Annotated in this window: 11 protein-coding genes; 3 read left to right on the forward strand and 8 right to left on the reverse strand. The window is 72.4% G+C overall.

Features of this window, described 5'->3' with window-relative positions:
- Positions 1–45: 45 nt before the first annotated feature.
- Positions 46–1,329, forward strand: coding sequence for a serine--tRNA ligase (gene serS / locus FBZ33_RS23440; RefSeq protein ID WP_141910682.1), 1,284 nt, complete (start codon positions 46–48; stop codon positions 1,327–1,329).
- Here the strand turns inward: serS and FBZ33_RS23445 are convergent.
- The 4 genes from FBZ33_RS23445 to FBZ33_RS23460 form a co-directional block, all read right to left on the reverse strand.
- Positions 1,326–2,189, reverse strand: a complete 864-nt coding sequence (locus FBZ33_RS23445) for a cytochrome c biogenesis CcdA family protein (protein ID WP_141910683.1) — start codon at positions 2,187–2,189, stop codon at positions 1,326–1,328. The genes serS and FBZ33_RS23445 overlap by 4 nt on opposite strands.
- Positions 2,186–2,803 carry a redoxin domain-containing protein gene (locus FBZ33_RS23450; protein ID WP_255509027.1) on the reverse strand — a complete coding sequence of 206 codons (618 nt, stop codon included), beginning with the start codon at positions 2,801–2,803 and terminating at the stop codon, positions 2,186–2,188. The genes FBZ33_RS23445 and FBZ33_RS23450 overlap by 4 nt, the downstream gene beginning before the upstream one ends.
- A 69-nt stretch (positions 2,804–2,872) precedes the next feature.
- Positions 2,873–4,336: an NADH-quinone oxidoreductase subunit NuoF family protein gene (locus FBZ33_RS23455; RefSeq protein WP_185755391.1), complete on the reverse strand. Its 1,464-nt coding sequence runs from the start codon at positions 4,334–4,336 to the stop codon at positions 2,873–2,875.
- Complete coding sequence (locus FBZ33_RS23460) at positions 4,336–5,946, reverse strand: ferric reductase-like transmembrane domain-containing protein (RefSeq protein ID WP_255509028.1); 1,611 nt, start codon at positions 5,944–5,946, stop codon at positions 4,336–4,338. The genes FBZ33_RS23455 and FBZ33_RS23460 overlap by 1 nt, the downstream gene beginning before the upstream one ends.
- A gap of 282 nt (positions 5,947–6,228) precedes the next feature.
- Here FBZ33_RS23460 and FBZ33_RS23465 point away from each other — a divergent pair, with 282 nt between their 5' ends.
- Both FBZ33_RS23465 and FBZ33_RS23470 read left to right on the forward strand, forming a co-directional pair.
- Positions 6,229–7,674: an alpha-amylase family protein gene (locus tag FBZ33_RS23465; protein WP_141910685.1), complete on the forward strand. Its 1,446-nt coding sequence runs from the start codon at positions 6,229–6,231 to the stop codon at positions 7,672–7,674.
- Positions 7,675–7,759: 85 nt separating this feature from the next.
- On the forward strand, positions 7,760–8,668 hold the full coding sequence (locus FBZ33_RS23470) for a L,D-transpeptidase (protein WP_141910686.1): 909 nt from the start codon (positions 7,760–7,762) through the stop codon (positions 8,666–8,668).
- A 25-nt stretch (positions 8,669–8,693) separates the two neighbouring features.
- On the opposite strand, the gene FBZ33_RS23475 is transcribed toward FBZ33_RS23470, so the two are convergent.
- Genes FBZ33_RS23475 through FBZ33_RS23490 form a run of 4 tightly spaced genes read right to left on the reverse strand, consistent with a single transcriptional unit; the run spans position 8,694 to position 12,182 of the window.
- Positions 8,694–9,326, reverse strand: coding sequence for a response regulator (locus tag FBZ33_RS23475; RefSeq protein ID WP_185755392.1), 633 nt, complete (start codon positions 9,324–9,326; stop codon positions 8,694–8,696).
- Entirely contained in the window at positions 9,323–10,453 is a 1,131-nt protein-coding gene (locus FBZ33_RS23480) for a sensor histidine kinase (protein ID WP_141910687.1), read from the reverse strand. Before FBZ33_RS23480 ends, FBZ33_RS23475 begins: the two co-directional genes overlap by 4 nt.
- 26 nt (positions 10,454–10,479) lie before the next feature.
- A complete protein-coding gene (locus tag FBZ33_RS23485; protein ID WP_088949597.1) occupies positions 10,480–11,280 on the reverse strand; it encodes an ABC transporter permease in 801 nt (266 codons plus the stop codon).
- Positions 11,277–12,182 (reverse strand): ABC transporter ATP-binding protein, encoded by a 906-nt coding sequence (locus tag FBZ33_RS23490; RefSeq protein ID WP_141910688.1) that lies wholly within the window; start codon positions 12,180–12,182, stop codon positions 11,277–11,279. Before FBZ33_RS23490 ends, FBZ33_RS23485 begins: the two co-directional genes overlap by 4 nt.
- Positions 12,183–12,216: the final 34 nt, after the last annotated feature.

The following is a 12,216-nucleotide window of genomic DNA, read 5'->3' on the forward strand; positions in this document are numbered from 1 at the left end:
CTGGTGGTTCACCTGTGAACCCCGGACGGAGGCGTACAGAGCAGCATGCTCGACATGGAGTTGATCCGGAAGGATCGCGAGGCGGTGGCGACCGCGCTGGCGAAGCGTCTGGATCCCGCCGAGGTCACCAGTGCCCTGGACGAGATTCAGCGGCTCGACCAGGAACGACGCGCCCTGATCACGGAGATCGACGCCGAGCGGCAACGCCGCAAGGCGGAGGCCCGGGCGTACGCGCAGGCCAAGCGCGCCGGCGAGGAGCCGCAGGCCGCCGCGCCGGAGGCCGAGCGTAAGCAGCTCGCCGAGCTGGAGTCCCAGCTGGACGAGGTGCAGGCCCGGCTGCGCGACGCGATGAGTGAGCTGCCCAACCTGCCCAGCGACGACGTCGTGGCCGGCGGCAAGGAAGCCAACCGGGTCGTGAAGACCTTCGGCGAGCCGCCGGTGATCGAGAAGGTCCGCGACCACGTCGAGCTGAGCCGCGCGCTGGGCCTGGTCGACTACGAGCGCGGGGTCAAGCTCGGTGGGTCCGGTTTCTGGATCTACACCGGCGTCGGTGCCCGGCTGGAGTGGGCGCTGCTCAACTACTTCGTCGACCAGCACATCAAGGCCGGTTACGAGTTCCTGCTCCCGCCGCACCTCCTGCTGGACTCGGCCGGCTTCGCCGCCGGCCAGTTCCCCAAGTTCTACGACGACGTCTACCACCTGGACTCGGCGTCCGCCCCGCGCGGGCAGTTCCTGCTGCCCACGTCGGAGACGGCGATCCTCGGTGCGTACCAGGACGAGATCCTGGAGACCCCGAAGCTGCCGCTGAAGGCCTTCGCGTACACGCCGTGCTACCGGCGGGAGTCGGCCGGCTCGCACTCCGACGAGCGCGGCACGGTGCGCGGGCACCAGTTCAACAAGGTGGAGATCTTCCAGTTCACGCTGCCGGAGCAGGCCGACGCCGCTCTGGAGGAGATGCTCGCGCACGCCGAGAGCCTGGTCGAGGGGCTGGGTCTGCACTACCAGCGCACCCTGCTCTCGGCCGGCGACGCCAGCGCCTCGATGAAGAAGACCCTCGACATCGAGGTGTGGATGCCGAGCACCGGCAAGTACAAGGAGGTGTCGTCGGTTTCCTGGGCCGGCGACTACCAGGCCCGTCGGGCGGCCATCCGCTACCGGGAGCCGGGCGGCAAGCAGACGCGCTTCGTGCACACCCTCAACGGCTCGGCGCTGGCCACGAGCCGGCTCTTCCCGGCCATCCTGGAGCAGAACCAGCAGGCCGACGGCTCGGTGCTGATCCCGAAGGTCCTCCAGGACCGCCTGGGCACCGACCGTCTGACCCCGCGCTAGCCGGTCCGTTCGACGGGGGCCGGGTCCGCCCCGCGCCCCCGTCGACGCATCCAGGCGCCCAGCGCGGCGAGCAGGACGAGAGCGGCCAGCAGCACTGGTGGGCCGACGGCGTCGAGCGCGTCGGCCAGGGCGTGCTGCACCTCCGACGCCACCCGGATCACCGGGTCCCGCAGGGCGTCGCGGCGGCCGGCCGCCAGCCGTAGCTCGTACCAGCCGTACCAGGCGACGTAACCACCGGCGAGCAGCAGCATCAGGCCACTGAGCCGGGGCACGAGCGCGCCGGCGACGCGCAGCCGCGCCACCAGGCCGTCGCGGACCAGCGCCACGCCGAGCGCGGCGACCGCGACGACCAGACCCATCCCGAGGGCGTACGCGCCGAAGAGCGCCACCCCCTGGCCGGTCGAGCCGGCCTGGAGGCTGGTCACCACGATGGCCAGGAACGGCGCGATGGCGCAGCCGAGCGAAGCGAGGGCGTACGCCGCACCGAACAGGACCATCGACGGCCAGGAACGGGTCAGCCGGGGCGCTCGGGTCGTCCAGCCCGGGGTGGGCAGTCGCCGGCCGGCGAGCAGCCAGCAGCCCGCCACCGCCAGCAGCACGCCGAGCGTCACTGTCAGCCAGGGCAGCCGGGGTCGCAGCCAGCCGGCCAGTGGTGCGAGCGCCAGCCCGAACGCGCCGAAGACCAGCACGTACCCCACTGTCAGCCCGGCCGCCGCGGTGAGCGCGCGGCCGACCGCGCCGCGGGCGTCCGACGCACCGGCGACCAACAGCGAGAGGTACGCGGGCAGCAACGCGAAGCCGCACGGGTTGACCGCGCCGAGCATGCCGGCGGTCAGCGCGAGCAGCAGTGCGGCGGTCACGCCCCGGCCAGGGCGGCGACGCGGGCGGTGAGCGCCTCACCGTCGAGGAAGCCCTGGTGGACCACTGTGCCCTTCCGGTCGATGATCACGAAGATGCTCTGTTCGGTCACCTTGAACCGCTTCCAGAGCGCGCCCTTGCGGTCCTCGATCTGCGGCGTCCCGGCGAGGTCGAACTCGGTGACGAACTCCTTCATGGCGCGTTGCTCGCCCAGCCCGGCGACGCCGATGATCGGCACGGTGTCCCGGTATCGGGGCGCGACCTCGGCGACCGTCCAGGCCTGGCTGGCGCAGGTTGCGCACCACGGCGCCCAGAACCACAGGACCACCGGCTTGCCGGCGAGCTGCGCGGCGTCGAACGCGGCGCCGGTGAGGGTGGTGCCGGTGAAGCGCAGGATGTCCGGGACCTGCGCCGGGGCTGCGGGTGGCGCGCCGGCCGGCGTAGCGGTCGGTGTGGTCGCCGTACCGGTCGAGGCCGGGGCCGATCCAGCGACGGCGGGCCCACCCGGCGCGGTGCCGGTGCAGGCAGCAGCGCCGGACAGGGCCACGACGAGCGTCCCGGCGGTGGCGGCGCGGCGTAGATGCCCGGCCGCCGTCCATGCCATGCCACTGGGCATCCGCTTCTCCGTTCCGGTCGGGAAGGGACCCTTCCCGACGCTCATCAAGCGTTGACTGGGTGCCCTTCCCTACTCGGCCTTGGCGAGGCGCAGAGCCAGCTCCGGGCACACCTTGACGGCCTTCAGCGCGCCCTCCCGCAGCCAGGTCGGCACGGGGGTGGGCGGGAAGGCGGGGTATCCGTTCGCGTCGAGCCGGATGAAGTCCGGTACGACGTGCGCGCAGAGGCCGTGCCCGTCGCAACGCGACCAGTCCAGGGTGAGCTTCTGCGGGTTCTCGTCGGGTGCGCCCGGCAGCCCCATCACGCCCTTGACCCGCCGCCCACAGCCGTCGCCGGTGCTGTGCAGCCGCAGGTCCTCGGCGAAGACCTCGATCGCGGAGAGCGCGAACCGGGCGGTGCCGTCCGGGTGGCTGCACGCGCCCCGGCCCTTCACCTCGCCGGCGGCGGCTCGCACCACGTCCGCCGGTTGGCTGCCGGCCACGGCCAGGTCCACGGCGCGGGCCAGGTCCGGCAGGCCCATCTTGCACGGCCCGCACTGGCCGGCGGACTCCCCGGCCAGGTAGCGCACCACCTGGGCGGCCTCACCGAGCGGGCAGGTGTCGACGCCGAGCGGGATGATGATGCCCGCCCCGAGGGTGCCGCCTACCGCGGCCAGGCCCTTGCGGGAGACCTCGGCCGTGTCCGCCGCCTCCGGGGTGATCCACTTGCCGTGGTAGCCGCCCATCAGGATGCCCTGGATTTCCGGCACCTCGCACAGGTCGAGGACGTCGCGCAGCGGCATACCGGCGGTGCACTCGACCACTGCCGGCCGGCCCGCCGCGCCGGTCACGGTGAGCAGCACGGTGCCCGGCTCGTCGTCGGTGCCGAGGGCCGCGTACTCGTACGGGCCGAGTCGGGCGCCGACGGCGAGTTGGGCGTACGTCTCGGCGTTGGAGAGCAGGGTGGGCAGGCCGCTGACCCCGGAGTCGCTGGAGCGCTTCTTGGTGCCGGGCGGGATGTGGGGCAGCCCGTTGATCCCGTTGACCAGTGCGCCACCCTCACCGGAGATGAACCGGTGCGGCACTGTGACGATCGTCGTCTGCACCGGCATCCGGCGCTCTTCGAGCGCATCCATCAGCGAGTCCCGGCCGACCCCGTCGTCCGCCACGCCGATCACGATCTCGTCGGCGTCCAGCGCGTACGCGGCCAGCGCCGCCCCGTCGAGGATCAGGTGCGGCGCGCGGGTCAGCAGCACCTTGTCCTTCCAGCTGGCCGGCTCCCCCTCGGTGGCGTTGACCACCACCACGGCGGCGAGGTCCTGCCGCTCGCAGGACTCCAGCACCGCGCGCAGTTTGCGGGCGAACGGAAAACCCGCTCCGCCCTTGCCCTTGAGCTGCATGCCCTCGGCAAGCCGGAGCAGCTGCGCCGGCTCCATCGGGCCGATCGGTCCGTGCACCTCCTCGTGCGCGAGCAGGTCGAGTCGGCCGTACTCGGCGAAGCCGGCGGTGAGCCGGGGCTCGCCCACGCAGGCGACCGGTGGAACGGCGGTACGCATCACTTCGCCTCACCTCGCAGCCCGGCCCAGTACGCCCCGTCCACCGCGTCGGCGCTGGCCTTGCGGCGCTTGGCGGACCGGCCCTCGCCGGCCGTCCGGCGCGCGCGCCGGGAGGCCAGGTCGACCAGGGTCGGGGTGTCGTCGACCGGCGGCGGTACCTCGTCCGGTACGTACCGGGCCGGCGGGCGCCAGTAGTCCGGCTCGTCCGCCAGGTCCTCGTCAGCGCTGTGCCAGCCGCTGTCACTGCGCGGCGTCGCGGAGATCGGGCTGCTGGAGATCGGGCCGGCGGAGATCGGCTCGGCGGCCTGCCACCGGCGCGGGCTGTCCCACGGCTCCTCGGGCTCGACCGTCGGCGGGGCCGAGTACCGGCTGCCGTCGTCCTCGCTGCGGGACCGGCGGCTGGACCGTTCGACGACCGGGTCCTCGGCGCGTCGCCGACCGGTCGGAACGTCCTCGTCCCGGGTACGCGAGCCGCGACGCCGGGCCACCGGCGCCAGCTCTTCCTCGTCGCGCCGGCGGGTGTCGGTCTCCTCGACGCCGCGGCGGGTCGACCGGCGGGTCGTGGGCTCCACCTCGTCGCGCCGGGCGCGGGAGAGTTCGGTGTCGCGGCGGGCCGCCGGCTCCTCCTCCCGTCGACGTCGGCTCGGCCGGGTCGGCTCGACGAGGGAACCGGGCTCGGGCACCACGGGGACGGTGAACCGTTCGGGGTCACGTCGCGCGGCCGGCGCGGCCCAGGTGGCGGTGGTGGTCTCCGCCCAGGCGGGACGCTTGTCGGCGGCCTTGCTGCGCCGACCCAACCCGGCCAGCAGCGATCGGGCGGTCTTCGCCTCCTCGGCCCGGCCCACCATCACCGCGTTGCGCACCGCGGCCTGGTGCTGTTCGCGGCTGCGCCGACCGATAGTGACCGAGAACCGGACCAGCAGGGCAAGCACCACCAGCAAAATGCAGCCGAGGTAGCTGAACATCACCCAGGGCGCTGCGGCCCGACCGGCGTTGAGGCCGTGAAAGACAGCGAACGGCCAGGCCAGGTACGCGGTGGAGTGCAGCGTGCGCCACAGCCACTTCGGACCGACGCCCGCGAAGCGGGCCCGGATGATCCCGGTCCAGATCACGCTGACCATGAGCAGGGCGGCCACCGTGCCGAGCCCGACGTAGAGCCCTCTGCCGCCGACGAACGGCACCATGGCGTCGGTCGCCGCCGCCCGGCCCGTGGCGATCTTGGTGAGGACGTGGAAGCCGAGCCCGGCCACGCCCAGCACACCGGTGGCCCGGTGCGCCGACTGCATCAGCACCCGGTGCGAGATGCGCAGCACCAAGCGGTCGGTGGCGAGCAGACCGAGCATCACGGTGAGGCTCAACGCCACCAGGGAGATCACCCCGGCGAAGAACTCGGTGAAGAAGAAGCCGTAGGCGTACGCCTTCTGGCCGGCGCCGGTCAGCATGACCGCAGCCCAGAGCGCGGCGAGCACCGACGCGATCAGCATGGCTGTCGCCGACCGCGACCGGGTCCGTACCCCCCGACTGCTGGCGCTGGTCCGGACGGTCGCCGCCTTCTTGTCCTGCTGTGCCCGGGCCATCTGCTCCTCGATCGTCTCGCGGCGGCGTACCACCGGCCGACCCCTGCTCCCCCATCCAGTACGGACGGTGGGGGCGCGCGGATCACCCGCTGCCAAAAATTTCTGGGGCGGGATCGAACCAACTGCCGCCGACGTGCGTTGCGCACGCTCACACGCGCGGGTCGTTGCAGTGACGATCGTCCATGCATTGACAGTCGCTGCAACAGGCTTGTAATCTTTCGGAAATTTTCAGTCTGGGTTGCAAGATTCCGACAACCCAGCGTTTCCCGCCGCGCCACCACCCCCACCCCGCCCTGCGTTCGTCAGGAGTCCTCGATGCACCGACGTCGACGCGGCTCGGCGATCCTCGCCCTCGGCCTGGTCGCCAGCCTGCTTCTTCCCGCCACCGCGCCGGCATCACCGGCCGTCGCCGCCCCGTCCGGCTCCAAGAAGGTCATCGTCCAGCTCTTCGAGTGGAACTGGCCCTCGGTGGCCAGCGAGTGCCAGAGCACGCTCGGCCCGAAGGGCTACGGCTACGTGCAGGTCTCGCCCCCACAGGAACACGTACGGGGCAACCAGTGGTGGCTGGCGTACCAGCCGGTCAGCTACCGGATCGAGTCCCGCAAGGGCACCCGGGCCCAGTTCCAGTCGATGGTGAACACCTGCCACGCGGCCGGGGTCAAGGTGCTCGTCGACGCGGTGATCAACCACATGTCCGGTCAGGACAACGGGGGCACCGGCTGGGCCGGCTCGTCCTTCTCGCACTACGACTACCCGGGCATCTACCAGACCCAGGACTTCCACCACTGCGGTCGCAACGGCGGCGACGACATCACCAACTACAACGACCGGTACGAGGTGCAGAACTGCGAGCTGGTCAACCTGTCGGACCTCAAGACCGAGTCGGACTACGTGCGCACGAAGATCGCCTCGTACCTCAACGACCTGCTCTCCCTCGGTGTGGACGGATTCCGACTGGACGCCAGCAAGCACATGCCGGCCGCCGACATCGCCGCGATCAGGGGCAAGCTCTCCCGCTCGGCGTACATCGTGCAGGAGGTCATCTACGGTGCCGGCGAGCCGGTCCAGCCGACCGAGTACACCGGCAACGGTGACGTGCACGAGTTCCGCTACGGCAAGGACCTGGCCCGGGTGTTCCGCTCGGAGCGGTTGGCGTACCTGCGCAACTTCGGCGAGGGCTGGGGGCACCTGCCCACCGGAAAGGCCTCGGTGTTCGTCGACAACCACGACACCCAGCGCGACTCGGGTGGGGTGCTGACCTACAAGGATCGGGGCATCTACTCCCTGGCGAACGCGTTCATGCTGGCCTGGCCGTACGGCTCGCCGACCGTGATGTCCAGCTACACCTTCAGCAACCGGGACGCCGGCCCACCCTCGAACGGCGCCAACAAGACGCTCAACGCCACCTGCTACTCGGGCTGGGAGTGTGAGCACCGCTGGCCGGTGATCGCCAACATGGTGGGCTTCCGCAACGCCACCGAGGGCGCCAGCGTGGCCAACTGGTACGACAACGGCAACAACCACATCGCGTTCAGCCGCAGCGGCAAGGGCTTCATCACCGTCAACGACGAGGACTCCGCTGTGAACGGCCGCTCCTACTCCACCGGGCTGCCCGCCGGTCGGTACTGCGACGTCATCCACGGCACGTACGCGGGCGGCACGTGCAGCGGACCGGTGATCACGGTGGACGGTAGCGGCTGGTTCGCGGCCAACGTGCCGGCACACGACGCCGTGGCGATCCACATCGGCGCACGGGTCTGACGCACCGCCGGGAAGAGCCCCTGTTATCGCATTTTGTCTGGCAAGGGGCTCTTCCTGGCGAACCTGCGTCCTATACAGTCATTTGGTGGAGTTTGCCGGAAAGTCCCCGTACCGCCGCCGTGGCGTCTGGGTGGCCGCCGCCATCGCCGTGCCCGTGCTGCTGGTGAGCGCGCTGCTGATCGGCCAGGCCCTCACCCCGAGCCCGACGGCCCCCGAGAAGGTCGTCGCGGCGGCCGACCCGACGCCGAGCAGTGTCGAGCAGAACGCCGAGGAGCTGATCCCCCCGGCCGCGCCCGCCCCGGCCGGGCTACCGGTGGTCGACTACGACCCCGCCCCCAGAGGGTTCCCCGCCGACCCGGCCACCATGGACACCACACCGCTGACCGAGGGCGCGCACCCGACCACGCGGATCGCCGCGTACGACGCTCCCGGCGGTCGTCCGCGAGCGTTCCTCGAACCGACGATCCGCGGCGTCGAGCTGACCATGCCGATCGCCGAGCGGCACGCCGGCTGGACGGCAGTGCTGCTGCCCTCGGCCAACCGGCGGCTCGCCTGGCTGCCCCCCGGCGGGTTCGACACCGTGCCACTGCGCGACCAGATCGTGGTGGAACGCAAGGTCCACCGTCTCACCTGGTACCGGGCCGGCAAGGCGGTGCGCTCCTGGGAGGTCAGCCTCGGCCAGTCGGGGCAGGAGACTCCCCTCGGGCGCACCTTCGTCCTGGGTCGCACCCCACCGCCGGAGTCGGTCTACGGCGGGGTGGACATCTACGCCCTCGGTTCGGTGCCCGACGACCCGGAGTCGGTGCCGGCCGGGCTGCGCGGCGCGCACATCGGGGTGCACACCTGGCACAACGACGACGAGCTGGGCGAGAACACCACCAACGGCTGCATCCGGCTGACCCGCTCCGGCCAGCGGGAGCTGCTCGCCGAGGTCCGCCCCGGCAGCAGCGTGCTGGTGGTCGACCGGTTGCCCGCCCCGCCGCCGACCGCCTGAGCGGAGGCACGCCGGGACCCGGGTGTCACTCGCCGAGCAGCCAGCCGTTCTGCTCGGCGACCCGGATCGCGTCGGCGCGGTTGCGGGCACCGGTCTTGCCGATCGCCGCCGAGAGGTGGTTGCGCACCGTCCCCTCGGACAGGTGCAGTGCCCGGGCCAGGTCGGCGACCGTTCCACCGCCACGGGCCGTACGCAGCACCTCGGTCTCCCGCTCGGTCAGCGGACTCACACCGGTGGCCAGCGTCTCCGCGGCCAACGTCGGGTCGACGACCCGCAGGCCGGCGTGCACCCGGCGGACCGCGTCGGCGAGTTGCCGGGCCGGGGTGTCCTTGACCACGAAGCCGCTCGCGCCGGCCTCCATCGCCCGGCGCAGATAACCGGGCCGGCCGAAGGTGGTCACCACCAGCACCCGGCAGGTCGGCAGCGCGGCGCGCAACGCGGTCGTGGCGGCAATCCCGTCCAGGCCGGGCATCTCCACGTCCAGCAGGGCCACGTCGGGGTCGGTCCGCCGGGCCTCGGGCACCACCTCGTCGCCCCGGCCGACCTCGGCCACCACTGTCAGGTCTTCCTCCAACGAGAGCAGCGCGGCCAGCGCACCCCGGACCAACGCCTGATCGTCGGCGAGCAGCAGCCGGATCCGCGCGGACCCGCCGCTCACCGGGCCTCCGCCGGCGAGTGCACCCGCAGCAGGAAACCGCTGCCCTCCGGCCGGCGACCGACGGTCACCACGGCGTCCAGCCGTCGCGCCCGCTCCCGCAGACCGACGAGCCCGTGGCCGGTGGTGTCGGGAGTGGACGGACCACGGCCGTCGTCGCTCACCTCGACCCGGTCGCTGTGGACCCGGACCGTGCAGCACCGCGCCCCGCTGTGCCGGACCACGTTGGTCACCCCTTCCCGTACCGCCCAGCCGAACAACCGGTCCCACTCCTCCGGCAGGTCCGGCACCTCGGCCGGCAGATCCGCCGCGATGCCCGCCGAGGCCAGCGCGGAGCGGGCGCCAGCCAGCTCCGCGGCAAGAGTGACCTCGCGGTACGCCCCAACCGTCTGTCGTACGTCGGCCAGCGCCGCCCGGGCCAACGCTTCCACCTCGGCGATCTCGACGGCGGCCCGGTCCCGGTCGACGTCGATCAGCCGCCCGGCCAGCTCGGCCTTGATCGCCACCACGGTCAGCGAGTGCCCGAGGATGTCGTGCAGGTCGCGGGCGGCGCGGGCCCGTTCCTCGGCGACCGCGAGCCGACCGATCTCCTGCTGGGCGGCCTGGAGCTGACTGTTGCGCTGGGCCAACTGGGACACCCCGAACATGGCGAACGAGGCGAGCAGCACCGCGAAGACGATGCCGCTCTCGGCCTGCCATCCGGGCACCAGCCAGGACGCCAGCGCGGGGGTCACGGCGCAGACCACCACCACCGCCAACGCCTCCCAGGGCGGCAGCAGGAACACCGCCGCGGCCGCCACGTAGACCAGAGTGGCCAGCCAGTCCCCGCCGGTGCCCGGGATGCTGGCCAGGCCCACCAGGAGCAGCAGTGCCAGCCCGGCCCATGCCCGGCCCGCCGGGATCGGCGCCAGCAACTGGCGCAGCCGGCGGGCCCACTGGAACAGCAGCACGTAACCGATACCGAAGGCGATCAGTGCCGTCACGCCGAGCACCCGCCGCCACAGCTCCGGCTGGTGCAGCGCGGTGGCGAGCGGCACGTTGAGGAAGAACAGCCAGACGGCGGCCAGCAACCAGCCGGTGACCCGCCAGTGGCGGTTCGCCGGCCGGGGCTGTCCCGTCGAGAGGTCCATCGGGTTCAAGCTAGCCGTCGGTGCGCTCAGACCCGCGCGGTGTCCCGGCGGAACAGCCGCGCCGCACCGACGCCGAAGACCAGCGCCCAGCCGACGAGGTTGACCACCGCCGCCGCGCTCACCCCGTCGCCGGTCAGCGGGGCGCGGGCCAGGACGCCCATCCCGTACACCGGGGTGAACTTCGCGACCTGCTGGAGCACCTCCGGCAGCACCTCGACCGGGACGAACAGGCCGCCGAACATGGCCAGCACGGCCAGGATCGGGCCGATGAACTGCATGACGTTCTCGGCCGGCACCAGATAGCCGATGAACAGACCGAACGCCGCGAAGACCAGCGAACCGAGCCAGGCGGCGAGCCCGGACAGCAGCCAGACGTACGCCGGGATGCGGACGCCGGCTGCCGCGCCCACCAGGAACTCGACGACCACTGCGAGCAGGCCGAGGGTCATCGCGGTGACCAGCTTGGTGGCCACGTACGCGCTCGGGCGCAGTGGGGTGAGCCGCAACTGACGGCTCCAGCCCAGCGCCCGCTCGGTGGCGACCGCGCCACCGGCGCTGGTGGTCGCCACCATGGCCGCGTACACGGCCAGGCTGATCATGACGTACGCCGTCACCGGGCGGCCGTTGTCCAGGTTCTGCCCGCCCTGCGGCAGGCCGAAGATGAGGAAGAAGACGCCGGGCATGATCAGCGTGAAGGCGAGGGTGCGGCGGTTGCGCAGCACCCGGCGCAGCTCGATGCGCAGCACCCCGGGGGCGAACCCGCCCAGGGCGGGCAACCGACGGTCCGGCTCGACGGTACGGGTGGGGGTGGCCGGCAGGGTTGTCATCTCAAGGCTCCGGTCTGCGCGGTGGTCAGGGCGAGGAAGGCGTCTTCGAGATTGCGGGAGGTGATTTCCACGTCCCGGGCGGCGGTCCGGGTGAGCAGGTGCCGGGCGATGGCGTCCGAGTCGCTGGTGCGCACCAGCACGCTGTCGCCGCGTACCTCCACGGCGTCCACCCCGGGCAGCGCGGCGAGGGCGGCCTGGTCGGCGCCGGGCAGGGTGGCCCGCACGGTACGGCCCGCGGCCAGATTCTTGATCTCCGCGGTGGTGCCGTCGGCCACGATGCGCCCCTGCCGGACCAGCACGATCCGGTCGGCGTACGCGTCCGCCTCGTCCAGGTAGTGGGTGGCGAAGATGACGGTCCGTCCGGCCCGCGCGTCGCGGCGCAGCGCCTGCCAGAAGTCCCGGCGGCCCTCGACGTCCATGCCGGTGGTGGGCTCGTCGAGCACCATCAGGTCCGGGTCGGGCAGCAGGGCCAGCGCGAAACGCAGTCGCTGCTGCTGGCCGCCGGAGCAGCGCCCGACCACCCGACCGGCGATGTCGGCGATGCCGGCCCGCTCCAGCACCTCGGCGGCCGGGCGGGTGTGCCGGTAGAAGTGCGCGGACATCTCGACCGTCTCGCCGACGGTGAGGTCCTTGAGCAGCCCGCCGGTCTGGAGTACGGCGGCGACCCGGCCCCGGGCCACCGCGTCGTCCGGGGTGCCGCCGAGGATGCGGACGGTGCCCGCGTCCGGGCGGGCCAGCCCGAGCAGCATGTCGATGGTGGTGGTCTTGCCCGCGCCGTTCGGGCCGAGGAAGGCCACCACCTCGCCGGGCTGGACCCGCAGGCTCAACCCGTCGACAGCGGTGACCGCGCCGAAGGTCTTGGTGAGGCCGTCCAACTCGACGGCCGGATGCGTACTTGTCATGGCACTGATGCTCCGCCGGCGCGGACCTCGACTC

It is taken from the genome of Micromonospora sp. A202 (assembly GCF_006715105.1).
GTDB classification, from domain to species: domain Bacteria; phylum Actinomycetota; class Actinomycetes; order Mycobacteriales; family Micromonosporaceae; genus Micromonospora; species Micromonospora zamorensis.